At 31.1% G+C, this 26,127-nt stretch carries 30 protein-coding genes; 23 read left to right on the top strand and 7 right to left on the bottom strand.

The features are described from left to right. Positions 1 to 16 precede the first annotated feature (16 nt). The 19 genes from ABXT39_RS04555 to ABXT39_RS04465 all read left to right on the top strand — a co-directional run bounded on the left by ABXT39_RS04555 (position 17) and on the right by ABXT39_RS04465 (position 18,863). Positions 17 to 763: an SDR family NAD(P)-dependent oxidoreductase gene (locus tag ABXT39_RS04555; protein ID WP_415294529.1), complete on the top strand. Its 747-nt coding sequence runs from the start codon at positions 17 to 19 to the stop codon at positions 761 to 763. Between the two features lie 3 nt (positions 764 to 766). Next, entirely contained in the window at positions 767 to 1,669 is a 903-nt protein-coding gene (locus ABXT39_RS04550) for an ROK family protein (RefSeq protein WP_415294527.1), read from the top strand. A 205-nt stretch (positions 1,670 to 1,874) separates the two neighbouring features. Beyond that, complete coding sequence (locus ABXT39_RS04545) at positions 1,875 to 3,134, top strand: ABC transporter substrate-binding protein (protein ID WP_415294526.1); 1,260 nt, start codon at positions 1,875 to 1,877, stop codon at positions 3,132 to 3,134. A gap of 63 nt (positions 3,135 to 3,197) precedes the next feature. Continuing rightward, positions 3,198 to 4,070 carry a carbohydrate ABC transporter permease gene (locus tag ABXT39_RS04540; protein ID WP_415286808.1) on the top strand — a complete coding sequence of 291 codons (873 nt, stop codon included), beginning with the start codon at positions 3,198 to 3,200 and terminating at the stop codon, positions 4,068 to 4,070. Continuing rightward, positions 4,060 to 4,962: a carbohydrate ABC transporter permease gene (locus ABXT39_RS04535; RefSeq protein WP_415294524.1), complete on the top strand. Its 903-nt coding sequence runs from the start codon at positions 4,060 to 4,062 to the stop codon at positions 4,960 to 4,962. The genes ABXT39_RS04540 and ABXT39_RS04535 overlap by 11 nt, the downstream gene beginning before the upstream one ends. Before the next feature lies 1 nt (position 4,963). Then, positions 4,964 to 6,064: an ABC transporter ATP-binding protein gene (locus ABXT39_RS04530; protein ID WP_415294523.1), complete on the top strand. Its 1,101-nt coding sequence runs from the start codon at positions 4,964 to 4,966 to the stop codon at positions 6,062 to 6,064. Further along, entirely contained in the window at positions 6,065 to 6,826 is a 762-nt protein-coding gene (locus ABXT39_RS04525; protein ID WP_415294522.1) for an SDR family NAD(P)-dependent oxidoreductase, read from the top strand. Between the two features lie 13 nt (positions 6,827 to 6,839). Beyond that, complete coding sequence (locus ABXT39_RS04520; RefSeq protein ID WP_415294521.1) at positions 6,840 to 8,615, top strand: IlvD/Edd family dehydratase; 1,776 nt, start codon at positions 6,840 to 6,842, stop codon at positions 8,613 to 8,615. A 13-nt stretch (positions 8,616 to 8,628) separates the two neighbouring features. Next, entirely contained in the window at positions 8,629 to 9,372 is a 744-nt protein-coding gene (locus tag ABXT39_RS04515) for an SDR family oxidoreductase (protein WP_415294520.1), read from the top strand. Positions 9,373 to 9,393: 21 nt separating this feature from the next. Beyond that, a complete protein-coding gene (locus ABXT39_RS04510) occupies positions 9,394 to 10,236 on the top strand; it encodes a fumarylacetoacetate hydrolase family protein (RefSeq protein WP_415294519.1) in 843 nt (280 codons plus the stop codon). 1 nt (position 10,237) lies between these two features. Further along, the gene (locus ABXT39_RS04505) at positions 10,238 to 11,119 is read left to right on the top strand and encodes an SMP-30/gluconolactonase/LRE family protein (protein ID WP_415294518.1); all 882 of its coding nucleotides are present in this window, start codon (positions 10,238 to 10,240) and stop codon (positions 11,117 to 11,119) included. A gap of 60 nt (positions 11,120 to 11,179) precedes the next feature. Continuing rightward, positions 11,180 to 12,049 carry an NAD(P)-dependent oxidoreductase gene (locus tag ABXT39_RS04500; RefSeq protein ID WP_415294516.1) on the top strand — a complete coding sequence of 290 codons (870 nt, stop codon included), beginning with the start codon at positions 11,180 to 11,182 and terminating at the stop codon, positions 12,047 to 12,049. Beyond that, on the top strand, positions 12,046 to 12,891 hold the full coding sequence (locus ABXT39_RS04495; protein ID WP_415294515.1) for a fumarylacetoacetate hydrolase family protein: 846 nt from the start codon (positions 12,046 to 12,048) through the stop codon (positions 12,889 to 12,891). The genes ABXT39_RS04500 and ABXT39_RS04495 overlap by 4 nt, the downstream gene beginning before the upstream one ends. 9 nt (positions 12,892 to 12,900) lie before the next feature. Beyond that, positions 12,901 to 15,588, top strand: coding sequence for a phosphoenolpyruvate carboxylase (gene ppc / locus ABXT39_RS04490; RefSeq protein WP_415294513.1), 2,688 nt, complete (start codon positions 12,901 to 12,903; stop codon positions 15,586 to 15,588). A 1-nt stretch (position 15,589) separates the two neighbouring features. Continuing rightward, complete coding sequence (locus tag ABXT39_RS04485) at positions 15,590 to 16,297, top strand: cytochrome c biogenesis CcdA family protein (RefSeq protein ID WP_415294512.1); 708 nt, start codon at positions 15,590 to 15,592, stop codon at positions 16,295 to 16,297. Between the two features lie 23 nt (positions 16,298 to 16,320). Next, positions 16,321 to 16,902 (top strand): FMN-dependent NADH-azoreductase, encoded by a 582-nt coding sequence (locus ABXT39_RS04480; protein WP_415294511.1) that lies wholly within the window; start codon positions 16,321 to 16,323, stop codon positions 16,900 to 16,902. Next, positions 16,902 to 17,738: an inositol monophosphatase family protein gene (locus tag ABXT39_RS04475; protein WP_415294510.1), complete on the top strand. Its 837-nt coding sequence runs from the start codon at positions 16,902 to 16,904 to the stop codon at positions 17,736 to 17,738. Before ABXT39_RS04480 ends, ABXT39_RS04475 begins: the two co-directional genes overlap by 1 nt. Then, the gene (locus tag ABXT39_RS04470; protein WP_415294509.1) at positions 17,739 to 18,299 is read left to right on the top strand and encodes a DUF924 family protein; all 561 of its coding nucleotides are present in this window, start codon (positions 17,739 to 17,741) and stop codon (positions 18,297 to 18,299) included. It begins immediately after the preceding gene. A 219-nt stretch (positions 18,300 to 18,518) separates the two neighbouring features. Then, positions 18,519 to 18,863 (top strand): DUF952 domain-containing protein, encoded by a 345-nt coding sequence (locus ABXT39_RS04465; protein WP_415294508.1) that lies wholly within the window; start codon positions 18,519 to 18,521, stop codon positions 18,861 to 18,863. A 348-nt stretch (positions 18,864 to 19,211) separates the two neighbouring features. On the opposite strand, the gene ABXT39_RS04460 is transcribed toward ABXT39_RS04465, so the two are convergent. The 5 genes from ABXT39_RS04460 to ABXT39_RS04440 all read right to left on the bottom strand — a co-directional run bounded on the left by ABXT39_RS04460 (position 19,212) and on the right by ABXT39_RS04440 (position 20,890). Continuing rightward, complete coding sequence (locus ABXT39_RS04460; RefSeq protein WP_415286829.1) at positions 19,212 to 19,439, bottom strand: DUF2798 domain-containing protein; 228 nt, start codon at positions 19,437 to 19,439, stop codon at positions 19,212 to 19,214. Positions 19,440 to 19,441: 2 nt separating this feature from the next. Next, complete coding sequence (locus ABXT39_RS04455) at positions 19,442 to 19,774, bottom strand: DMT family transporter (RefSeq protein ID WP_415294506.1); 333 nt, start codon at positions 19,772 to 19,774, stop codon at positions 19,442 to 19,444. 30 nt (positions 19,775 to 19,804) lie between these two features. Next, complete coding sequence (locus tag ABXT39_RS04450; protein ID WP_415294505.1) at positions 19,805 to 20,134, bottom strand: antibiotic biosynthesis monooxygenase family protein; 330 nt, start codon at positions 20,132 to 20,134, stop codon at positions 19,805 to 19,807. Positions 20,135 to 20,280: 146 nt separating this feature from the next. Next, positions 20,281 to 20,490, bottom strand: coding sequence for a hypothetical protein (locus ABXT39_RS04445; RefSeq protein WP_415284129.1), 210 nt, complete (start codon positions 20,488 to 20,490; stop codon positions 20,281 to 20,283). Positions 20,491 to 20,683: 193 nt separating this feature from the next. Beyond that, on the bottom strand, positions 20,684 to 20,890 hold the full coding sequence (locus ABXT39_RS04440) for a hypothetical protein (protein ID WP_415284128.1): 207 nt from the start codon (positions 20,888 to 20,890) through the stop codon (positions 20,684 to 20,686). A gap of 142 nt (positions 20,891 to 21,032) precedes the next feature. Here ABXT39_RS04440 and ABXT39_RS04435 point away from each other — a divergent pair, with 142 nt between their 5' ends. Next, the gene (locus tag ABXT39_RS04435) at positions 21,033 to 21,446 is read left to right on the top strand and encodes a hypothetical protein (protein ID WP_415294503.1); all 414 of its coding nucleotides are present in this window, start codon (positions 21,033 to 21,035) and stop codon (positions 21,444 to 21,446) included. Here the strand turns inward: ABXT39_RS04435 and ABXT39_RS04430 are convergent. Both ABXT39_RS04430 and epsC read right to left on the bottom strand, forming a co-directional pair. Further along, entirely contained in the window at positions 21,443 to 22,444 is a 1,002-nt protein-coding gene (locus ABXT39_RS04430; protein ID WP_415284126.1) for a cysteine synthase A, read from the bottom strand. The genes ABXT39_RS04435 and ABXT39_RS04430 overlap by 4 nt on opposite strands. Next, entirely contained in the window at positions 22,444 to 23,022 is a 579-nt protein-coding gene (epsC, locus tag ABXT39_RS04425) for a serine O-acetyltransferase EpsC (RefSeq protein ID WP_415294502.1), read from the bottom strand. Before epsC ends, ABXT39_RS04430 begins: the two co-directional genes overlap by 1 nt. Before the next feature lie 77 nt (positions 23,023 to 23,099). Here epsC and ABXT39_RS04420 point away from each other — a divergent pair, with 77 nt between their 5' ends. From ABXT39_RS04420 to ABXT39_RS04410, 3 genes are all read left to right on the top strand, one after another. Continuing rightward, on the top strand, positions 23,100 to 23,510 hold the full coding sequence (locus ABXT39_RS04420) for a VOC family protein (RefSeq protein WP_415284124.1): 411 nt from the start codon (positions 23,100 to 23,102) through the stop codon (positions 23,508 to 23,510). Next, complete coding sequence (locus ABXT39_RS04415; protein WP_415294500.1) at positions 23,510 to 24,991, top strand: aldehyde dehydrogenase; 1,482 nt, start codon at positions 23,510 to 23,512, stop codon at positions 24,989 to 24,991. The genes ABXT39_RS04420 and ABXT39_RS04415 overlap by 1 nt, the downstream gene beginning before the upstream one ends. Before the next feature lie 98 nt (positions 24,992 to 25,089). Beyond that, on the top strand, positions 25,090 to 26,052 hold the full coding sequence (locus ABXT39_RS04410; protein WP_415278832.1) for a glycine betaine ABC transporter substrate-binding protein: 963 nt from the start codon (positions 25,090 to 25,092) through the stop codon (positions 26,050 to 26,052). Positions 26,053 to 26,127 lie beyond the last annotated feature (75 nt).

Below are 26,127 nucleotides of genomic sequence, written 5' to 3'. Positions count from 1 at the left end.
AATAGAAGGTCAACACATGAATAATTATAATTTAAAAGGTAGAAGAGCAATAGTAACTGGTGGGGCTCAAGGTTTTGGGTATGCTATTACAAAAAGATTTCTAGAATCTGGTGCTGAAGTTATAATTTGGGATATTGATCAAAAAGCTATAGATGAAGCTTTAAAAGAACTTTCATCAGAAAAATGTAGTTATCAAATAGTGGATGTCACTAACTTTGATGATATTACAAAGAATATAGAACAAAGTACCAAAAAAAAAAATATTGATATTTTTGTTAATAATGCTGGTATGGCAGGTAAAAATACCCAAGTATGGAATTATCCTAATGATGAATGGTTAAAAGTAATGAATTTAGATTTAAATTCAGTTTTTTATTGTTGTAAAGCAATAGCACCACATATGATTAAAAATAACTATGGACGAATAGTTAATATTGCTTCTATTGCAGGAAAAGAAGGAAATCCAAACGCTAGCGCATACAGTACAGCAAAAGCAGGTGTTATAGGTCTTACAAAATCTTTGGGTAAAGAATTAGCAGATAAAAATATTGCTGTTAATGCTGTAACACCAGCAGCAGCCAAGACTAGAATCTTTGACCAAATGACTGAAGAACATATAAATTATATGCTTTCTAAAATACCAAGAAATAGATTTGCTAAAGTTGATGAATTAGCATCATTGGTTACTTGGTTGGCTGCAGAAGAGAATTCTTTTTCCACAGCTGCAGTTTTTGATTTAAGTGGTGGAAGAGCAACATATTAAGTCATGCAAATTGGATTTGATGTCGGTGCTACAAAAATAGAAAGTGTTATTTTAAAGGATAATGGTGAAGAAGTAGATAGAAGTAGAAGAGACTGTCCAAAAGATTATATTTCAATAATACAAACCATAAAAAATGTTGTTGTTGATTTAGAAAAAAAACATAATCGAACATTACCAGTTGGAGTATGTCATCCAGGTGTTCATTCACCACAAACAGGATTAGTTAAAAATGCACCTAACTGTGTTTGGATTGAAAAAAAACCTTTTCAAAAAAGTCTACGTGAAGCTTTAAATAGAGAAGTTTTTTGTGAAAATGATGGAAATTGTTTTGCATTATCTGAGTCAATAGATGGTGCTGGTAAACACTATAAAATTGTGTACGGAATTATTCTTGGATCTGGTGCTGGAGGTGGATTGGTTATAGATAAACAAATTGTTTCAGGACCTAATGGTGTTGCTGGTGAATGGGGTCACAATCAGCTACCGTTTATGGCTGCCCAAAAAGAGGAGCTTAAGACATTAAATCTAAGAGATGCAGAGGTTGAAAGTTTTGTATCTGGATTAGGTTTAGCCAAAAGATTTAATAAAAAGTATAAAAAAAATTTAAAAGCCAACGAAATATTCGAACTCTATAGAAAGCACGAGTTGGATGCAGAAAACATGATAGAGGAATTTAAGACTAATCTTGCAATGTCTTTAGCTGTTATAGTTAATATTCTTGATCCAGATGTTTTTATATTTGGAGGTGGTGTTACGAATGAAATAGATTTTTTTGATGAGATAGAAAACTTAACTAAAAAATATGTTATAGGAAAAGAATACGAAGGTGTTTTTTTAAAACCTAAGTATGGAGATGCTAGCGGCGTTAGAGGTGCGGCAAGATTAGGCAGAAAATCAAGCTATTAAATTTTAATATCTATTAAAAAGTGAAAATTTTTTTTTTATAAAATTTTTTATTCACGTAAAGTATCACTTAATTAAAAAATAATTAGATCAATCTTAGGTTGTAATGAAAGTTTTTTGTTTAGGTTTGTTTTCATTTCTCTTAAGCTCTCATTTTTAAATTAATTAATTCAATTAATTTTCTTATTAACAAAACAGAGGGAATAAAATGAAAATGAAAAAACTGATAGTTGCTTTAATAGCACTAGCTCTTACTCCAAGTGTTTCATTTGCAGCACCTAAAGCTGAGGTATTGCACTGGTGGACAGGTGGTGGTGAAGCAAAAGCTTTAAAAGTACTTCAAGATGATTTTGCAGCACAAGGTGGAATATGGTTAGATATGCCTGTTTCTGGTGGCGGTGGAGATGCAGCAATGCAAACACTAAAAGCTAGAATAGTTGCTAACGATGCACCAGCTGCTGCACAAATTAAAGGTCCTACAATTCAAGAGTACGATGAAGAAGGTGTGGTTGGACCTTATAACATTGATGCCGTTGCACAAAAAGAAGGTTGGGACAATCTTTTAAGTAAACAAGTTGCAAGTCATATGAAATGTGATGATGGTAAAGCATATTGTGCTGCACCTGTAAATATTCACAGAATTGACTGGATCTGGGCTAATAAAAAAGTTTTAGATTCAAATGGTATTAAGATGCCTTCTACTTGGGCAGAGTTTAATGCTGCAGCAGATAAGCTTCAGGCGAAAGGAATTATTCCTTTAGCTCACGGTAGTCAGCCTTGGCAAGACGCAACAGTATTCGAAGCTGTAGCTCTTGGTATTGGTGGAAATGATTTTTACAGAAAAGCTTTTGTAGAATTAGATCCTGCCACTTTAGGTGGAGCAACTATGACTAAAGTATTTGACCAAATGAGAAAACTTAAAGGTTACACAGATGCTGGTTCTCCAGGAAGAGACTGGAATATAGCTACTGGTATGGTTATGGAAGGCAAAGCTGCTTTTCAAATCATGGGTGACTGGGCAAAAGGTGAGTTTTCTGCTAACAACCAGGCGCCAGGAAAAGATTATATCTGTGCACCAACTCCATCTGATAATGGATATCTTTACAATGTAGATTCATTTATTTTCTTCAAAGTAAAAGGTAAAGAAAAGGTTGAAGGTCAAAAACTACTTGCTAGCTTAATGATGGGAAAAAACTTCCAAAAAGTTTTCAACATCTATAAAGGTTCGATACCTGCAAGATTAGACGTTTCTATGGATGAGTTTGATATGTGTGCTAAAAAATCAAACGCAGACTTAAAAACTGCTGCTTCTAAAGGTGGGTTACTACCAAGTTTTGCTCACGGAATGGCATTAAAACTTGCACAAAAAGGTGCAATTCAAGATGTTGTTACTGAGCATTTCAATTCAACAATGTCTTCATCTGACGCTGCAAAAAAATTAGCAGCAGCAGTTAAGGCTTCACTATAACAAAAAAAATACGTTAAAGTTTGCGCTGTCATGAAAATGATAGCGCAGATTTAATTATAAAATATGTTTTGGTTAAAAAAAAATTTACCTAAATTAGTTTTAACTCCATCACTTGGAATTTTGTCATGGTTTGTCTATGGCTTCATTTTTTGGACGATATACATCTCTTTTACTAAGTCCAAGATGTTGCCAAGATATGAACTTTGGGGAATAGACCAGTATATCAGACTGTGGAAAATGCCAAGATGGCACGTAGCAGTAGAAAATTTACTTATATTTACAGTTTTATTTATTATCCTATGCATTGCTATTGGAATTCTTCTTTCGATTTTACTTGATCAAAAGATTAGAGCTGAAGGTTTTTTAAGAACAATTTATTTATACCCTATGGCTTTATCATTTATTGTAACGGGTACTGCTTGGAAATGGGTTCTAAATCCAACACTAGGTATTGAAAAATTTGCCCACGATATGGGTTTTGAGACCTTTAAATTTGACTGGTTGGTGACACCTGAGATGTCAATATACACAATAGTAATAGCTGGTGTGTGGCAATCATCTGGATTTATAATGGCAATTTTTTTAGCAGGCCTAAGATCGGTTGATGATGAAATTATTAAAGCTGCGAAAATTGATGGAGCAGGAATATTTTCAATTTATAGCAAAATTATTCTTCCAATGATGAGACCAGTTTTTATGAGTGCAATAGTAATTTTGGTACACTTATCAATTAAGAGTTATGATTTGATTATAGCGCTAACTTCAGGTGGACCAGGAATTTCCTCAGATATGCCAGCAGTATTTATGACGACTATGGCGTTTCATAGAAGTGAAGTTGGTTTAGCATCAGCAAGTGCTATCATGATGTTTTTAACAGTATCAGCAATTGTTGTGCCATATTTATATTCAGAACTGAAGAGGGAAGATGCAAGATAAAGAAACTTTAAAACTAAACAAATTAGAAGCAAATTCAAAAAGAAAAAATACAATCTATAGATGGATTTTATATTTTATATTAGGAGTTTTTGTCATTTATTATTTAACTCCACTTTATGTGATGATTGTAACTTCATTTAAAACAATGCCTGAAATTAGACAGGGAAACTTATTTTCATTACCTAGTTCTTTAAAATTTGATGCCTGGAGACAAGCCTGGGATGGAACAGGTTATACAGGGGGTGATGTCTTTCTTAAACCTTATTTTTGGAACTCAATAAAACTAGTAGTCCCTGCTGTTGTTATATCAACTTTACTTGGTGCTATTAATGGTTATGCTTTAACAAAATGGCGATTTAAAGGAGATTCATATGTCTTTCTATTATTTTTATTTGGCACATTTATTCCATACCAGGCAATTTTGTTACCGATGGCTAGAACATTGGGTGTGCTTGGAATTTCAAATTCTATAAATGGATTAATACTAGTTCATGTTGTTTATGGAATTTGTTTTACAACTTTATTTTGTAGAAATTATTATGTATCAATTTCAGATGAAATGGTAAGAGCTGCAAGAATAGATGGTGCTGGTTTTTTTAAAATATTTTTTAAAATAATTTTACCAATTTCTATACCAATAATAGTTGTAACTGTTATTTGGCAATTTACACAAGTATGGAATGATTTTTTATTTGGTGCTACTTTTTCATTTGGTGAATCTGCACCAATTCAAGTTGCTCTTAATAACTTGGTTTTAACAGGCACGGCTGTCAAAAGATACAACGTAGATATGGCAGCAGCAATTATTACGGGAATTCCGACATTAATAGTTTATATTCTTGCTGGAAATTATTTTATCAAAGGACTAACAGCTGGATCAGTGAAAGGATAATATGGCAACTTTAAAAATTAATGACATAAATAAAAATTTTGGAAAAACGGAAGTTTTAAAAGGAATTAACCTAGATATTAAACATGGTGAATTTCTTGTGCTCTTAGGACCATCTGGCTGTGGAAAATCTACATTATTGAACACTATAGCTGGTCTAGAAACCGCTAATAGTGGGGATATTTTAATAGACGATCATATTGTGAATAATATGGAGCCAAGTGACAGAGATATTGCTTTGGTGTTCCAGTCTTATGCTCTTTATCCAGCAATGACTGTTAGAAAGAATGTAACATTTGGTTTAGAGCAAAGAAAAACCCCTAAAGAAAAAATAGCAAAAGCATTAGAGGATGTTTCTAATTTATTACAAATAACTCAACTATTAGATAGAAAACCATCTCAATTATCTGGTGGTCAACGTCAACGTGTTGCAATGGGTAGAGCATTAGTAAGAGATCCTAAAATTTTTCTATTTGATGAACCGTTATCAAATCTTGACGCAAAATTAAGAGTTGAAATGAGAAGAGAAATTAAAAAACTGCATCAAAAACTTGGTACAACTATAGTTTATGTTACTCATGATCAAACAGAGGCAATGAGCTTAGGTACAAATATTGCAATCATGGACCATGGACTAATTCAGCAATGTGACACTCCTAAAAATATTTACAATAAGCCAGAAAGTATTTTTGTTGCAGATTTTATTGGATCTCCATCAATGAATTTGGTTGAAGGTAAGTTAACAAAAGATAACAATGATATTGTTTTTATGCCAAATGGTTCAAATGATAGTATTAAAATACCAGTTGGAAATTATTCTTTTAAAAATAAATTTGATGGCAATGAAGTATCGGCTTATTTAGGAATTAGACCAGAACATATTTATTTTGAAAAAATCAATCCTGATTGTTTTGAAATCAGTTTAAAATCAGAGCTATTAGAATATACAGGTCATGAACAAATAGTAACATTTGATTATTTAGGTCAACAAGTTCTGGGTAAATTTTCTTCCACATTTGATATAGAAATAAATAAAGATTTAAAATTAAATATTGATACATCTCAAATTTCTTTATTTGATAAAGATTCAAAAAAGAGGATTTAAATGACAGCTATTTATGAAGATTTAAAAAATAAGAGAATTTTTATTACAGGAGGTGGTTCTGGAATTGGTGCATCTATAGTAGAGCATTTTTGTGAACAAGGTTCAGAAGTATATTTTATAGATATAAATGTAGAAGCATCAAATAAATTAGTTCTAGAATGTAAAAACAAAAATTTTTCTATTCCAACTTTTATAAAGTGTGATTTATTAAATATAAAAGATTTACAAAATACTATTTTAAAAATTATTGATAATAATGGAGCAATTGATGTTTTGGTAAATAATGCAGCAAATGACGAGAGACATTCTATCGATGAAGTAACTGAAGAATTTTGGAACGAAAGAATGAACATTAATTTAAGACATTATTTTTTTACAGTTCAGTCAGTTAAAAAAGGAATGATAGCAAATAAAGGTGGCTCTATTATAAATATTGGCTCTGTTTCTTGGATGATAGGACAAGGTGGAATGGCAGCTTATACTGCTGCAAAATCAGGTGTTGTTGGTTTAACAAGATCATTTGCAAGAGACTTAGGTGAATTCAATATAAGGGTAAACTCTGTTGTTCCAGGTTGGGTAATGACAGAACGACAAATTGAGAAGTGGTTAACCCCAGAATCAGAAGCTGATATGATGAAAAAGCAGTGTTTAAAACATAAGTTAATGCCTTCAGATATTGCCAAAACTGTTCTATTTTTTGGCTCTGATGCTTCATCTGGCTGCACAAATCAAGATTATATAGTTGATAAAGGTTGGTTATAACCAATTAATAGATATGAAAAAAAAAGAATTAAGAAGCAAACAGTGGTTTGATAATCCAAATGATCCAGCTCTTACAGCTTTATATCTGGAGAGATATTTAAACTATGGAATGACAAGACAAGAATTACAATCAGGAAAACCTATAATTGGAATTGCACAATCAGGTAGTGATCTATCACCATGTAATAGACATTTTCTTGAATTAAGTAGTAGAATTAAGGATGGGATTAGACAAGCTGGAGGAATACCTATTGAATTTCCAACTCATCCTATTCAAGAAACGGGTAAGAGACCCACAGCAGGTTTGGATAGAAATTTATCTTATTTATCTTTGGTAGAAGTTTTATTTGGGTATCCTATAGATGGAGTAATTTTAACCACTGGTTGTGATAAGACTACACCAGCAGCATTGATGGCTGCAGCGACTGTAAACATTCCAGCTATAGTTTTGTCAGGCGGTCCAATGCTTGATGGAAATTATAAAGGAAAAAAAGTAGGGTCAGGAACAGTTGTCTGGGAAGCTAGAAAGTTACATGCAAAAGGAGAGATTACTTATGATGAATTTATGGATATGGTTGCTGCATCAGCACCTAGTATAGGTCATTGTAATACAATGGGAACTGCTTCGTCTATGAATTCTATAGCAGAAGCATTAGGAATGTCTTTAACAGGTTGTGCAGTTATACCTGCTCCATACAGAGAAAGATCACAAATTTCATTTGAAACAGGAAAAAGAATTGTTGATATGGTTCATGAAGATTTAACACCTTCAAAAATTATGACCAAAGAAGCATTTGAAAATGCAATATTAGTTGCAAGCGCAATAGGTGCATCAAGCAACTGTCCACCACATCTTACCGCTATAGCAAGACATATGGGTTTGGAATTAGATATAGAAAATTGGCAAACATTAGGTCACGATATTCCATTACTTGTAAATTGTCAGCCAGCTGGAGAACATTTAATGGAAAGTTTTCACAGTGCTGGTGGTATTCCAGCTATTATGCAAGAATTATTAAAAAATAATAAATTACATAAAAATGTACTTACAGTATCTGGGAAAACTGTAGAGGAAAATTTAAAGATAAAGATAGATGTTGATACTAATGTTATTAAATCATTTGAAAATCCATTAGTAGAAAATGCTGGCTATATTGTTATGAGAAGTAATTTTTTCAGTTCTGCTGTTATGAAAACATCGGTTATCAGCGATGAGTTTAGAAAAAGATACTTATCAGATCCAAAAAATAAAAATGTATTTGAAGCAAATGCAGTAATATTTGAAGGTCCGGAAGATTACCATGCAAGAATTAATGATGAAAAGTTAAATATAGATGAAAATTCAATTTTAATGATTAGAGGTTGTGGACCTGTTGGATATCCTGGATCAGCAGAAGTTGTGAATATGCAGCCACCAGATAGATTGTTGAAAAAGGGCATTAATACTCTTCCAACATTAGGAGATGGCAGACAAAGTGGCACCTCTGAAAGTCCATCTATATTGAATGTTTCACCAGAATCAGCCATTGGTGGTGATTTATTGATAGTTCAAACAGGAGATAAAATTAAGATTGATCTCAACAATAGAAGAATTGATTTATTAATATCAGAGACAGAGATTGCTGACAGAAAAAAAAATACAAAGATCCCAGTATTAATAAACCAAACACCGTGGCAAGAAATTTCAAGAAAAATGGTGGGTCAATTAGAAACTGGTGCTTGCTTAGAGACTGAATCTTTATATTTAGATATAACAAACACAAAAGGAATGCCTAGGCATTCACATTAAAAAAAGGAAAAACATGAGCAATAGACTAGAAGGTAAAAATATTATTGTAACAGCAGCAGGCCAGGGAATTGGCAAAGCAACTGCTATAGCATTTCATAGTGAAGGTGCAAATGTAACGGCAACAGATTTAAATGATAAAACTTTAGCTGAATTAAATAAAGAATATCCTAAAATTAAAGTTCACACTCTAGACTCAACAGACAATAATGCTATTTTGGAATTTATGAAAAGCGTAGATAGAGTTGATGTTTTGTTCAATGCAGTGGGCTTTGTTCACCATGGGACTATTCTAGATTGTGAAGAAAAAGATTGGGATTTTTCTTTTGATGTGAATGTTAAATCTATGTATCAAATGTGTAAAGCAATTTTACCTTTAATGGTTAAACAGAATGGTGGAAGTATAATTAATGTTTCGTCATGCGCCTCAAGCCTTAAAGGATTTCCAAATAGATTTGTTTACGGAACTACAAAAGGAGCGGTAATTGGCTTAACTAAATCAATAGCTGCAGATTTTGTAAAACAAAATATTAGATGTAATTCTATTGCACCTGGAACAGTATTTTCACCTTCTTGGCAAGATAGGGTCAATCAAAGTCCGGACCCGGTACAAGCTAAGAAAGATTTTATAGCAAGACAACCAATGGGAAGGTTGGGAACAGCAGAAGAAATAGCAGCTGTAGCAGTTTACTTAGCTGGAGACGATGCAACATTTACCACAGGAACAACAATTTCTGTTGATGGTGGAATTTCAATTTAATAAATTAAAAAAAGGATAACTATGAAACTATTAAGAGTAGGTGTTAAAGGAAAAGAAAAACCAGCAGCATTAGATAAAAATGGAAAAATTAGAGATTTAGGTTCTCATATTACTGATTTAAATTCAGATACTGTAAATTTTGAAACTATTAAAAAATTAGAAAGTATAGATTTAGAAAACTTACCTGAAATTTTAAATTCTGAGAGAATAGGTGCGTGTATTAATAAACCAGGAAAGTTTGTAGCAATTGGTTTAAATTATTCTGATCATGCGGCAGAGTCTGGTATGGATGCTCCATCAGAACCCATTGTATTCATGAAAGCAACAAGCTCAATTAATGGTCCAAATGATGATATTCAAATTTCAAAAGATTCAAAAGAACTTGATTGGGAAGTTGAATTGGGAATAGTTATTGGAAAAGATGCTAAAAACATTGATGAAAAAGATGCTGAAAGTCACATTCTTGGATATTGTTTAGTAAACGATGTGAGTGAAAGAGAGTGGCAACTTAAAAAGATGGGTCAGTGGGTTAAAGGAAAATCACATGATACATATGGACCAATTGGACCATATTTGGTCACTAAAAGTGAAATTTCTAACATCAACAGTCTTAATTTAAGCTTGGATGTTAATGGACAAAGAATGCAAACTGGAAATACAGATAAGATGATATTTAATGTGTTCTTTATAGTTTCATATTTAAGTAAGTTTATGACATTACAAGCAGGTGACATTATTACAACTGGAACACCTCCAGGAGTGGGTATGGGAAAAAAACCTCAAGTGTTTTTAAAAGCAGGTGACACAATTAGATTGTCGATTGATAATTTAGGTGAACAAAACTCAAAAGTTGTAGCAGAATAATTTGAATATCATAACTTCAGAGCCTAAAGTTATCTGGAATTCAAAAGCAATATTAGGTGAGGGTACTCTATGGGTGCCATCACATAATTCAATTTACTTTGTTGATATTAAGAAAAAAAAAATTTTAACTTTAAATATAAAAACTAATAAAAAAAAAATTATTAAAGTAGATAAAGAAATTGGGTTTCTTGCTCATATTAAAAAAGATATTTTTATACTTGGTTTACAATCAGAGCTTAGAATTATTAATCTTAAAAATAAAGAAACTATTAGATCTATTCCAATTGAAGAAGATATACCTCTAAATAGAATAAATGATGGAAAGATAGACCCTAAAGGTAGACTGTGGTTTGGAACTATGGATAACCCTGAGAGATCCATTAAAAATGGATCTTTATATTGTTTAGACAAAAAACTTAATATTCATAAAGTGGATACAAAATATTACATTACAAATGGACCAGCTTTTATAGATGCAGAAAATTTTTTACACACTGATAGTCGTAGTAAAACAATTTATAAAATTAAAATAAATAAAAAATATAAAATAGTTAAAAAAACAAAATTTTTAAAATTTTCTAAAAAGGATGGTTCACCTGATGGAATGACAATTGACTCAAGAAAAAATATTTGGGTTTGTCATTTTGGTGGAGCGTGTATTTCCGTTTATAATCCAAAAGGTAAAAAAATTCATAAAATTAATTTACCAGCAAAAAATATTACAAATTGTATTTTTGGTGGATTGAATCATAACGAAATTTTTGTATCAACAGCTTTAAAAGGTATGAGTAAAAATGAAATTAAAAAATATAAACTTTCAGGCTCTTTATTTAAGATAAAGACAAATATTAAGGGAATTCAGCCAAAATCCTTTAAGATATAATGATAATTATAAAGCGATTAAGCGTAGTTAAGAAAATAGTATAGGTTATATATAAGTTATATGAAGAATATTGGTTTTATTGGAATTGGCCTTATGGGGTTTCCCATGGCAAAAAACCTCCTTAAATCAGGTTATAATTTAAAAGCCTATAATAGATCCCAAGATAAAGCAGATAGATTAAAAGAATTTGGAGCAGAAATATCCACATCTATCAAAGGCGTTGTTACAAATTCTGATGTAGTTATTGCAATGCTTACAGATGATGCTGCGGTAGAGAAAGTAATGGGTAGTGATGAATTTATATCCAACATTAAAGAAAGTGCCACAGTAATTGATATGAGTTCTGTCAATCCCGTTATTACAAAAAAATATGCTGAGATTTTAAAAGAAAAAAATATTAATTATCTAGATGCACCTGTATCTGGAGGAACAATTGGAGCAGAAGAGGCTTCTTTAGCTATCATGGTGGGTGGTGATGAAAAAACATTTAAAGAATGTTATGATCTACTTAAAATATTAGGCAACCCAACACTAGTAGGCCCAGTCACATCTGGTCAAATTTCAAAACTAGCAAATCAAATAATTGTAGGTGTTACTATTGGAGCTGTAGCAGAAGCAGTTACTTTATGCGAAAAATCTGGAACTAATCCAAGTAAAATGATTGAAGCCTTATCAGGAGGATGGGCTGATAGTAAAATATTACAAACTCATGGAAAAAGAATGATTGGTAAAGATTTCTCTCCAAAAGGAAAAACTACAACGCAATTAAAAGATATGACTAATATCATTAATGCCGGAAAAGCTGTTGATACTCATTTGCCTATTTCTAGTTTAATTAAAGAAATGTATAAAGATCTAGTAGCAGATGGACATGGTAATACTGATCATAGCTCTTTATATAATGCAATTGAAAAGATAAATAAAAAATGAAATTTTTAAGAATTGGAAAAGCAGGACAAGAAATTCCTGTAGCATTAGATAATGAAGGAAAATATAGAAATTTATCTTCAGTTATTAAAGATTTAAATCCTGAAAGTATTAATTTTGAAACTTTGAATAAAATTAAAGAAATAGATTTGAAGAGTTTAGAAGAGATAAATCAAAATGAAAGAATAGGGCCTTGTATTTCTAAACCAGGAAATTTTTTTGCAATCGGTTTAAATTATGTTGAGCATGCAAAAGAGACAGGTGCAAAAACACCAGAGAACCCAGTTCTATTTAATAAGTCAGTTCATTCTATAGTTGGACCAAGTGATAATATAATTATACCCAAGACTTCAAAAAAATTAGATCATGAAGTTGAGATTGCTTTTGTTATAGGAAAAAAAGCAAAAAGAGTTTTGGAAAAAGATGCACAAGATTACATTTTTGGATACTGCATCTGCAACGATATCAGTGAGCGTGAATGGCAAAAAGAAAAAGGGGGTCAATGGGTTAAAGGTAAATCTGGTGATACATTTGGACCTTTAGGACCTTATTTGGTGACCAAAGATGAAATCAAAGATGTTAATAATTTGAACTTAACACTAGATGTTAATGGTAATAGACATCAAACAGGTAACACCAACCAAATGATTTTTAATTTTAACTTTTTGGTAGCTCATATCACAAGCTTTATAACATTAATGCCTGGTGATATAGTTACTACCGGTACCCCTCCAGGAGTTGGTCTTGGCATGAATCCTCCTGTTTTTCTTAAGGAAGGTGACGAGATGAGACTAAATGTTGATAGTTTGGGTGTGCAAAATTCTAAAGTTATTCTAGAACAATAATTAAGTAAGATGATTAAAAGAGACCTTTATTACGAAAGAATTCCAACAAAATCACTAAGAGAAGATGTTAGATACTTAGGTGACATTTTAGGTAGGGTAATTAAAAAACAAGAGGGGCCAAGTTTCTTTAAATTAGTAGAAGATACGAGATTACTTTCCAAGGCAAATTTAGCCAATAAACACGTCAAAGATCCCTTTAAAAATATTTTAAATAAAATTAAAAATCTAAACCCTGAAAATACTTTTAAGTTAGCAAGGGCCTTTAATCATTTCATGAACTTTATAAATCTGTCAGAGACTACAGATGCATCAAGAAAACTTGATGAATATGAAAATAATAAAAAAAACAGTAATAAAAATATTTTTATTGAAGAAATATTTGAAAAACTTTTTAAAGATAAAAAAATTACCAATAAAAAAATTTATGATGTTGCAAAAAAACTAAATATTGGAATTGTTTTAACAGCACACCCAACAGAAGTTAAAAGAAGAACACTAATACAAAAATATAACAAAATTATAAAAATTTTAGAACAAAGAGACTTATATAAAAAAAATCTATCAAAATTAAAAACCTTAGATAAAGATTTATATAATGAAATAACCATTATATGGAATACAGATGAGCTTAAAAGATCCAAACCTACACCGTCTGAAGAAGCAAGATGGGGATTGGCAGTAATAGAAGATAGTCTTTGGGACTCTGTTCCCAAAGTATATAGAAGGCTAAATAACATCTTTCTTAAAAATATGGGAAAATCACTTCCAAGAAATTTTAATCCAATTGAATTTGGATCATGGATGGGTGGTGATAGAGACGGCAATCCAAATGTTACAGCAGAAGTTACTAGCGAAGCTTTACTTTTATCTAGATGGGAAGCTGCAAAGTTATATGAAAGAGAATTAACAAATTTAATCCGTTCACTGTCTATGAAAAAGTGTTCTACACAAATATTAAATATAACAGGTAAAACATTTGAACCTTATAGGGTTTTTTTAAGACCATTGAGGGATAAATTACGTGCAACACATATTTTAATAAAAGAACATCTGGTTAATAAAAAAGCATTAGACCATAAAAAACTTTTATCTAATACTGATGAAATTTTAAAACCGTTGAGAATTGTGAGAGACTCACTAAACCGAAACCAAAGTGAAAATATTGCTGAAGGTGACTTGTTAGACTTAATTAGACGCGCTAGATGTTTTGGAATTAATTTAGCTAAATTGGATATTAGACAAGAATCCTCAAGACATACAAAATTAATCTCAGAAATTGTAAAAAAAGAATACAACAAAGATTATTTTTCATGGAATGAAAGTGAAAAAATTGCTTTTCTATCTTCAAAGATAAAAAGTAAAAAAAATTTAATAAAAAAATCTTTATTTAAAAATAAAGAAAACAAAGAAGTTTGGTCTACATTTAATGTACTTGTGGATCAGCCTAAAGAATGTTTAGGAGCCTACGTTATCTCAATGACATCAGCGGCATCCGATATATTATCTGTTGCCTATTTACAAAAAGAAGCCAAAATTATCAATAAATTAAGAGTAGTTCCTTTATTTGAGACTTTGGATGACTTGAGAAATGCTAAGTCAATAATGAAAAGTTTATTTTCGTTACCCTGGTATAGAAAATCGATTAATTATAAACAGGAAATTATGATTGGCTATTCAGACTCAAGTAAAGATGCAGGTAAATTATCTGCTAGTTGGCATCAGTATAAATTGCAAGATGAAATTTTGAAATTAGCCAAGAAGTATAAAATTGATATTACTTTTTTTCATGGAAGAGGTGGATCTGCAGGGCGTGGCGGAGGGCCAATCCAAGCAACATTAAAATCACAGCCAGCAAATTCAGTTAATGGAAAAATTAGAATTACAGACCAAGGTGAAGTTATCCAACAAAAATATGGTTATGAACCATTAGCAAAATATAATTTATGCAGTTATATAGGTGCTGTGGTTCAAGCAACATTAAACCCTCCAGCAGAGCCCAAGATAAAATGGAAACAATTAATTGAAAAAATGTCAGAAATTTCTATGAAATCTTATAGAGGTAATATTAATGAAAAATCAGATTTTATAAGATATTTTAGAACTGTAACCCCACACAAAGCATTGGGTAAACTTTCAATTGGCTCGAGACCTTCAAAAAGAAAAAATGTTGATAACATACAAAGTTTAAGAGCTATCCCCTGGGTTTTTGCATGGACACAAATTAGATTATTTTTACCTGCATGGCTTGGCACAACAGAGGCTCTTAATTATGCTTCATCCAAGGTATTTAAAAAAACACTAATAGATATGGAAAAAAACTGGCCATTTTTCAATTCAACAATGGATATTTTAGATATGGTAATTTCTAAAGTTGATCCAGAAATATCAAAAGTATATGAAAACCAACTAGCAGATAAAAACCTTAAAATTGTAGGAAAAAAGTTAAGGTTGCAATTTAAAACATTAAAAAGATTAAATAAAGTAATCACGCCATCTCAAATAAGAAAACAAAGAAAAGTATTTAGAACATCTGTTATTATTAGAAATATCTATTCTGAGGTGTTACACATAACTCAATCAATAGTTATGAAAAAACTTACATTAAAAAAATTAGATAAAAATAAAAAACAATTTCTTGATGATGCATTAATGACTTCTATTGCAGGTATATCTGCAGCTATGAAAAATACAGGATGATATGATTGAATTAGCAATAGCGTTTGGCGCTGGCTTAATCAGCTTTTTATCACCATGTGTCTTGCCATTAATACCTGGTTATGTTTCCTTTATTAGTGGCAACACATTAAATGAAATTTTAGAAAAAAAGAAAATAGATTTATTGCCGTTGATAGTTTTTTCATTAGGTTTTTCTTTTGTGTTTATTATCTTTGGTGCAACTGCTTCTTTTTTGGGTCAAATTCTTTTACAAAATTCTCAAATTTTAAGATCAATTGCAGGAGTTATAATAATTATATTCTCCCTTCAATTAATTGGTATTTTAAATATTAAATTTCTTAATGTTGAAAAGAAATTTTATACAAAAAAATCAAATAATATTTTCTTTGTATTTATTGTAGGAATGGCATTTGGCTTTGGATGGACACCGTGTATTGGGCCTATTTTAGGGTCGATACTTGCTTTAGCCTCTACAGAAGAAACTATTTACAAAGCAATTTTACTTTTAAGCTTTTACTCTCTTGGGTTAGCGATACCTTTTATTTTATCAGGTTATTTGATGCAAAAATTTTTATTATTTTCAAAAAACTTCAAAAGAAATATTAATTTAGTCACAAAAGGTGGTGGTATAATACTTCTTATTACAGGAATTTTAATTTTAACAAATCAATTACAAGTTCTTGGCTACTATATTTTAAACTATTTGCCCTTTTTGCAAAACTTCGGTTAATAGGTTAATAACAATCTATACTTATGAAAATTTATCAAATTGACTCAAGTGCCAGAAAAGAAGGATCAAGTTCAAGAGCATTAGCAAAAAAACTATTAAATAAAATCAAAAAACCAGGTGATGAAGTAATTTATAGAGATTTAGATGACGATATGCTTTTTGTTAGTGGTTTAACTGAGTCTGGAATGAAGATTGCAGAAAAAGACCAAACTGAAGAGCATAAAAAAATGTTTGAACTATCAGATAAACTTGTAAGTGAATTAAAAGAAAGTGATATTATTATAATTTCAGCGCCAATTTATAATTATGGCCCACCAGCAACTCTTAAAGCTTGGTGTGACCTAGCAGCAAGAATTGGTGAGACTTTCAGGTTTAAACCTAATGGGAGAAGAGAGGGATTACTTAAAAATAAACAAGCTTATTTAGTAATTACTTCAGGTGGAACTAAATTAAATAGCTCAGAGGATTTTTTAACTCCATGGTTAAAATTTATATTAAACTTCTTTGGAATTGAAAAAGTTGAAGTAATAAGTGCCGATCAAATGGCGTTAGATTATGAGAAATCAATTAAAGAAGCTGAAAAACAAATTGAAAATATAATTTAATGAATTTATTAAATAAAAAGGATTACAACTTATATTCTAACTTTCTAAATACCTTAGCAAAAGACTTAAATAAATTTTATTTTTCAAAACTTAATAAAACTTTCATGATATCTAACAAACTTAAAGGTAAAGGCTATGATCCTGTTACAAGCGCTGACAAAGCATTTGAAAAATTTATTAGATTAAAAATTAAAAAAAAATTTCCAAGTCATCAAGTTATAGGTGAAGAATTTGGTCACAAAAAATCAACTAGTGATTATACATGGGTTATAGACCCGATTGATGGAACAAGATCATTTGTAATAGGCAATCCAACATGGAGCAATTTAATATCTCTTAATTTTAAAGGTATACCCGTTGTTGGTTTAGCAAACTTTCCAATACTAAATAAATACTATTTAAATTTTGATAATAAAAACTCTTTTGTTTTTGAAAAGGGTAAAAAAAGAAAAATCTCTGTTTCAAAAAATATACCATTTAGTCAAATAAAAGTATCAGGAGCATTTCATGGGGCAATCTCTCTTAAACAACAAATGAGAATTCCAAAAGTTTTAAAATTAATGCAATTTCCAACTGCAGATGCATTAAGTTATTCCCATTTATGTGAGGGAAAAATTGATGTTGTCTTTCAAGCAACTAATAAAATTTGGGATATCCACCCATTGATGCCAATTATAAAAGCTGCAGGAGGTATTGTAACTACTTGGGATAATAGAGATGCAGTTAATGCTGGAAGTATTCTAGTATCATCTAATCAAACAATACATAATAAAATGCTTAAGCTTTTAAAGCCAGTTTCAAATGAAAAAGAGAATTCAGTATTACTTTATAAATAGATGAATAAAAAAGCTAAAGAGATAATTGATTTTTGGTTTAAAGAAACCCCACCAAAAAAAAGATTTCAAAAACATAGAGATTTTGATGCACTAATAAAAAAGAATTTTTTAAAAGATTATGAGCTAGCAAGTTCAAATGAGTATGATGATTGGCAAGATAGCCCCCTTGGTTCTTTGGCTCTAATTATTTTATTTGACCAGTTTTCAAGAAATATGTTCCGAGATGATCCGAAAGCTTTTATCCAAGATCATAAAGCAAGGTTGATAGTTAACGATTCCGTTTATGCAGGCTTTTTAGATGAAATGGATCAAGATCAAAGATTGTTTATGATATTACCACTAATTCACAGTGAAGAGATCACAGATCATGATATGTCATATTATCTACTAGATAAATTCTTAAAAGATCATCCAGGTTTAATCTCTATAAAAAAATCTTGGAAAGATCACACTTTAGTAATAAAGAAATTTCATAGATATCCTCATCGAAACTTAGTGCTAGGTAGAAAATCTACTCCTGAGGAAATAGAGTTTCTAGCTCAACCAAATTCATCCTGGTAAAATGTTCACTAAATGAACAGATAAAATAAGGTATTCAATCTTTGCATTGCTGTAGTGACAATAAGTCATTTTAATATCTTAAGGTGCCGTCTATAAGGAGCTTACAAAATTCAAAAATTAACATTATCTTCTCTCTCTATTAGATAGTTAATATTAGCTTCCCTCGAAAGAGGGAAGTTTCTTATTGTCATCATCTCCACTGAATAATATAAATTTTAAATGAACTTCAAATTTGTTTATAAAATATGTACCAAATCTGAATGGCAAGAAATTAAGAGCAAGGGTCAATTTACAGGTTCTAAAAAAGATTTAGAAGATGGTTACATTCACTTTTCAGGTGATGATCAAGTTGCCGGAACGCTTAAAAAATTTTACCAAAACCAAAAAGATTTAATTTTATTAAAGGTAGATACGTTAAAGCTAGATCATTTAGTTTGGGAACAAGCATCAGATGGAAATATGTTTCCACATTTATATTCACCACTAGATATTTCTAATGTAGTAAATGAATTTGATATTACTTTAAATGATGATGGTACTCACGTTTTGCCATCTATTTTTTAACTTGTCTTTTAAGGGGTTCACCCTTTCGGAAAGCCCAAAAGAGTTCCCCTGTAAGTTAGCGGTATGCGCCAAAATCCATAATAATGGACTTTATATTTTTTCGATCTTAATTAGTCTTTGATTATTTAATCACACCAGTTATGTGTCAGGTGGTGATAAATTCATAATCGACCTCCTTTATATATATCCACACAATAACATTTTCAAACATTGCATTCAAAACATTTATTTTACTTTATGTTAAATATATTTATTGAATTAAATTTTGATAAATAATAAAGTTTCGATAATTTAAATAATTCTTCTTACAATATTTTTTTCCGTAAAATTTTTACAATTCTTTTATAACTAATCTTTTGAGGCAATTTTATTAACTAGAGGTCTCATAATTGGAGCCATAGTAAAAGCTGCAAGCAATGCAACTGGAAAAGCAAATAACCAAGAGTTAAAATATCTCTCTAAAAAACCATCACCAATGCCAGTGTTTACTGCAGTAACAACACCGCTCATTATAACACTCATTCCAAATGACATAAAAATCATAAATAAAGTTTGAGAATATTTTTTTGAAATCATAATTAATTATTTCCTAACAAGTTAACCGTTAATACACCTATTATAATTAAACCCAAACCAATCATTGAATAAAGATTTGGCATTTGATTGAATCTAATTACACCAACAATTACAGTTGAAATAATTGTTAATCCAGCAAATGATGCATAAGTTATTCCCATCGGGATATTTTTCATCACCATTGAAAGTGCATACATACATAAAACGATTGTGATTCCTGTAATAATACTTGGAATTAGAAGAGTGAACCCTTCAGCACTTTTTGCAAAACTATTTGATGTGACTCCTAAAAAAACAGCTAAAATCAGAAATAAATATGAAGTTGTCATGTTCATTTAATTACCTTAAATGAAATCTTTTTAAAATTATATAACTACTTTAAAACCTTCAAAATCAGGCAACCCTACATATCCATCAAAATCGGGGGGTCCAAGATATAAATTTCCTTCTAGTGTAGGATTTTTATGTGCTAATTGAAATGAGTTAGATTTTGTCCAGTTAATAAAGTCACTCTCGTTATTCCATTCACTATGAAAAATATAAAGAGAGAATTCTTTATTTACCTCACCTTTGAATAAGTTGAATTTCTTAAAGCCTTTCACACCATGAGTCTCTTGTTCACGATTTTTCCAAGCTGTTTCAAATTCATTTTCTTTGCCAGACATAACTTGAAGTCTACTTATTGCTAAATACATAAAACCCTATTTATTTATTATTTAAAGTTGGGACACTTAAGCAAATCCCAACTCTATTAATTAAGGAGATTTATCTTACAATCCATGTAGTCAAAATATACATGAAGCTTTACCGTGACAAACAGTGGTTTTATTAATCTTTTTAATTACCACCAACCCATTACTCTGCCATTACCAGCAATAATTAAGAGACAAGTTAGAACATGAAGCAGAACCCAGAATGTTCTAAAAGCTAATGCTTTCTTCACATCTGTTTGTTTAATAGGTAAAAACTCAGGCTTATCTTCATCATTAATACCAATTGGCATTCCAACTGTTCTAGCCCATATTTTTAACCAACGCCTTTGACCAGTCATATTTTTAACTTTTGTATTATTTATTAATTTTGTAACTACGTTTATTGTAATTGATTTAAAAAAGTAGTGCAATTTTAGAAAAACTATTTGATGTACCCCCTAAAATAACAGTTAATATTAAGGACACGCACGAAGTAGCGAGATTCATTTAGCTACTTTAAATGAAATCCCGCTAAATATATAAAATTATTTGTTAACTTTTAAAAAGCTCCATAGCTTTAGCTAATAACTCTTCTGATTTTGCATGATCACCAGCATCATGTGCTGCCATACCTTGATCTCTTAGCATTTGTGCTTCTGCAATTTTATCATCTATACTTTTTGCCATCATTGGACAAGAACCTGCATAAACTGAACTTGTAAAAAGTACTAAGAATAATGTTATTACTATTTTTTTCATATTTTCCTTTGTTTGATTAATTAACCAAACAATAGGAAAATAATAAGTTTTTGATATAACCAACATTGTCACTTTGCATGTGCAAAATGACCCAACTAGTTATTTAAGTATTTTTAAAGACTAATATTGTTATTATTTATTTATGATTGAAAAATTTAATGGAGTTTTTTATTTAATATTATTTGTAATACACTTTTTAGGTATAGGTATTTATGCGTATCAAATGATTATTGGAAACCAAAAATTTAGAGAAAAATTTCAAATAGATAAGACAGCTGCAACTGTTATGCGGATGACAGGTGCAATATTTCTAGGTTCTTTCTTGATGGCATTATATATTATGTTTGTAAGACCAAATGGTGTCGAAGCAACGTGGGCATTTTTCAATTTAGTTTTTGTTCAAAATTTTTGTATCTTTATAGTTAATACTTACTCAATTAAGATCAATAAGACGGGTGTTATGAATGATTCAAATGAAGCTATTATTGCACCATTAATTTTCACAATTATTAGTGCCGTTCTTTGTTATGGATTAGCCGATAAGATTTATATTTAAAGCCAATTAGGGAAGGGTAAACCTTTTTCTTCTAGAAATTTCTTATTAAACATTTTAGTAGCGTACTTTTCACTTTTATCACAAAGTATTGTAACGATGGTTTTTCCAGGACCTAATTCTTTACCCATTCTAATAGCGCCAGCAATATTAATTCCACAGCTAGTACCAAGGCTTAAACCTTCATTTTCAATTAAATCATAAAGTATAGGAAGAGCTTCATGGTCATCTATAGAGTAGGCATCATCAATTTTAGCATTTTCAAAATTTTTTGTAATTCTACTTGATCCAATTCCTTCAGTAATTGATCCACCTTCAGATTTTAATTCACCATTTTTTATATAATTATAAAGAGCAGAGCCTTTTGGATCAGATAGAAATATTTTAATATCCTTATTCTTTTCTTTAAGAGCGTTACTTACCCCAGAAATTGTTCCACCTGTTCCTGATGAACATACAAAGCCATCAACTTTACCTTCAGTTTGTTCCCAAATTTCTTTACCTGTTGTTTCATAATGACCCTTAGCATTTGCAACATTGTCAAACTGATTGGCCCAAACTACTCCATTGTTATTTGATGGTCTTAATTCATCAGCAAGTTTTGCTGCAACTTTTACAAAATTTGCATCATCTTTATATGGTTTTGCCGGAACTAATCTTAAATCAGCACCAATATTTCTAAGAAGATCTTTTTTTTCTTGGGTTTGATTGTCATTCATTACAATTATTGTTTTATAACCAAGTGAATTACCAAGTAGACATAAGCCTATACCAGTATTACCAGCTGTACCTTCAACTATTGTTCCGCCTTTAGAGATTAATTTTTTTTCTTCAGCATCTCTAATTAATGTAAGTGCTGCTCTATCTTTAACAGAACCACCAGGGTTCATGAATTCAGCTTTACCGTAAATATTACACCCAGTAATTTCTGATGCAGCTCTTAGTTTAATAAGTGGAGTATTACCTATTCCTGAAATAAAACTGTCTTGAATATTTTTCATTAGCTTGAAGTATCTTTATCCACCTCTTCTACAGCATAAGGTTTAAATTCTTCAGTTGCTGTTCCAACATTTTTTGCTGGTATTCCAACCATTACTGCATTTTCAGGAACATTTTTAGTAACAACTGCATTAGCTCCAACTTTAGCATTAGCACCTATCATCACTGGTCCCAATATTTGAGCACCAGAACCAACTACAACACAATCACTTAATGTTGGGTGCCTCTTAACTTGTCTTTGATCATTTGAATTAATGCTTGGTGCAATCCCACCTAATGTTGCCATATGATAAATAGTTACATTATTTCCAATTTCAGAGGTCTCTCCAATTACAACACCCATACCATGATCAATAAATAAATTTCTTCCAATTTTAGCACCAGGGTGAATTTCAATTCCAGTTAAAAATCTTGATAATTGTGAAATTATTCTTGCTACCAAATGAAACTTAGCAAGGTGAAAAAAATTAGCAATTCTATGAAAAAAAACTGCTTTAACACCTGGATAAGTTAAAATTAAACTTAACTTAGATTTTGCCGCAGGATCTCTATCTATTATAGATTGTAAAAAGTCATTCATGAATTTAGCTTTTATTGATTAAAATATTATATTGGACTATATAGTCATTGTATAACGAATTTAAAGAGGAGAAACTTATGTACAAAAACACAAATTGCTTCCATCTAGCAGTACCATGTGGAGATCTTGAAGTAGCAAAAAAATTTTACAGCGAGACGTTAGGCTGTAGATTGGATAATTCAGCACAAGAGTGGGCAGATGTAGACTTTTGGGGAAATGAATTAACTCTTCATGCAAGTGAACATAAAATGGATAGTGAAAGACACGATGTTGATATGGGTAATGTTTCTGTTCCACATTTCGGTGTTCATTTATCTAGAAAAGATTTTAATGCTCTTAAGCAAAGATTAAAAGACAATGGTGCCAAATATTACGATGAACCTTATTTAAGATTTAAAGGTACCAAATATGAGCAAGAGACATTTTTTGTTAAAGACCCTAATGAAAATATTTTAGAGATTAAAACATTAACTGCTAATGCAGATTAATGGCTTCTGATTATAAATCTATAGCAAGCAAGATTAAGTTTGAAGGTAGAGCTTTTATTGATGGTAAGTACGTTGATGCTATTGATGGTGAAAAGTTTGAAAATATAAACCCTGCAACGGGTGAAACTCTTTGCTCTGTTGCAAAATGTAATCATAAAGACGTAGACCTTGCTGTAAAAGCTTCAAGAAAAGCTTTTAATAGTGGTGTTTGGTCTAGAACATCTCCAGAATTTAGAAAAGATATTTTACTAAAATTTGCAGAATTACTAAGACAAACTGGAGAAGAAAATTCTGTTCTTGAATGTATAGATACAGGAAAATTAATTGGAGACTGCATTAATGAGGTTGCAAATGATGCTCCAATGCATTTTCAGTGGTATGGAGAATTAATAGATAAAGTATTTGGTAAAGTTGGACCAACAGAACCATCGTTAACTAGTTTAATTGTTAAAGAGCCAATTGGTGTTGTTGCTGGAGTTGTTCCATGGAATTTCCCTTTGATGATGGCAGTTTGGAAAATGGCACCAGCATTAGCTGCTGGTTGTTCAGTTATAATTAAGCCAGCAGAAGATACTCCACTAACTGCAATTAGAGTTGCTCAAATTGCAAAAGAAGCAGGTATCCCTGATGGAGTTTTAAATATAGTACCTGGCTTTGGTGACGTAGGTGAAGCACTCGGTAGACATGATGATGTTGATGCGGTTTCATTTACAGGCTCAACAGAAGTTGGTGGACTATTCATGAAATATTCTGGAGAAAGTAATTTAAAAACAATTGGTTTAGAGATGGGTGGTAAAAGTCCATTTATAGTTTTAGAAGATGCAAAAATTACAGATGATTTAATTGATAATGCTATTAACTCTGCTTTTTGGAATGGTGGGCAGAATTGCTCTGCAAATATGAGGCAAATAATTCACAGCAAAGTTAAGGATGAATTTTTAGACAAAGTTTCAAAAAAAGTAAAAGCTCTTAAAGCTGGAGATCCATTAGATCCAAGTTCAAACATGGGGTCAATGATTTCTAAAAAACATTTAGCAACAGTTGATGGTTATATTCAAAAAGGAATTGATGAAGGAGCTAAGTTATTATTTGGAGGAGTTTCAAGCGGTGATCAAAAAGGATTTTTTGCAAAACCAACTCTATTTGATGATTTAAAAGAAAACATGACAATTGCTCAAGAAGAAATTTTTGGACCAGTTTTAGGAGTCCTTACAATTAATAGTGATGAAGAAGCCTTAAAAATTGCAAGTAATTCCAAGTACGGATTGCATGCAAGTGTTTTCACTCAAGATATTGATAGAGCTTTTCACATGGCAAAAAGCTTACCTTGTGGAACCGTTTCAGTTAATACTTTTTCTGAAGGTGATATTAAAACACCTTTTGGTGGATACAGACAGTCAGGATCATTGAGTAGAGATCAAGGTACAGAAGCACTAGATCAATACCTTCAAACTAAGACTATCTGGATTAGTCACTCTTAAAACTTAATCATAGCAATCATAATAAGTAGTTAATTTTCTTTGACTTGCTCAAAAGTTTTAAGTTATGCTTCGTTTTTAAATTAATAGAGAGGGATATAATGAAAATAATAAAAACTACACTTGTAGCTGGTTTAATTTCTTTATTTGCTACTTTTTCAACATTTGCTGAGAAAGTTAAAATAGGAGACCCAGGTTGGACAGGTGCAACAGCTATTGCTAACTTATTAGCAGCAGTTGTTATAGACAAAATGGGTGGAGAAGCAGAATTAGTTCCAGGAAATAATACTGCGATCTATGGTGCAATTGATAGAAGTAAAGGTGAAATTGAAGTTCATCCTGATATCTGGTTACCAAACCAACAAGCTTATACAAATGATTTAGTTCCAAAAGGAACTTTAAAATTAAGTAGCAACCCATATGATGGAGACCAAGGTTATTGTGTTTCTCAACAGTTTGCGAAAAAATTTAATATTACTGCAATCGAAGACTTAGCTAGACCAGAAGTTGTTAAAGCAATGGATAGTGATGGCAATGGTAAAGGTGAATTTTGGATTGGAGCAGATGGTTGGGCCTCAGCAAATGCCAACCAAGTTAAATTAAGAGACTACGGTTTATATGATGCTGGTATTGAAGCGATAAGAGCAGCAGAAGCAGTTAAAAATGCAAGAGTACTTGACTCAATTAAAAAAGGTGAAGGTTATGCATTCTATTGTTATAAACCACACGCAATTTGGGGAATGGCAGATGTAGTTATGTTGGAAGAGCCAAAACATGATCCAGCTAAATACAAAATGGTACAACCTAAAGAAGATGCTGACTGGTACAAAAAATCTTATGTTGCTTCAAAAGATGCACTTAAAAAAATTCAAATTGGTTGGGGTACTTCTTTAGAAAGTAAATCTCCAGCTATTGTTGAGTTTTTTAAGAACTTTCAATTAACAGGAGATGATGTTTCAGCTATGGCATATGCAATTTCAGTTGAGAAAAAACAACCAGCTGACGTTGCTAGAACATGGATGAAAAATAATAAATCTAAAGTTGATGGTTGGTTAGGACTTTAAGATAAGTTAAATTTTACCCGGCGACCTTATTCGTTGCCGGGTACATTTCTTTAAAAACTATTAAATTTTCGAACG

It is taken from the genome of Candidatus Pelagibacter sp. Uisw_113 (assembly GCF_047717815.1).
In the GTDB taxonomy this organism is placed as follows: Bacteria; Pseudomonadota; Alphaproteobacteria; order Pelagibacterales; family Pelagibacteraceae; genus Pelagibacter.
This window is presented reverse-complemented; position numbering and strand designations above follow the sequence as displayed.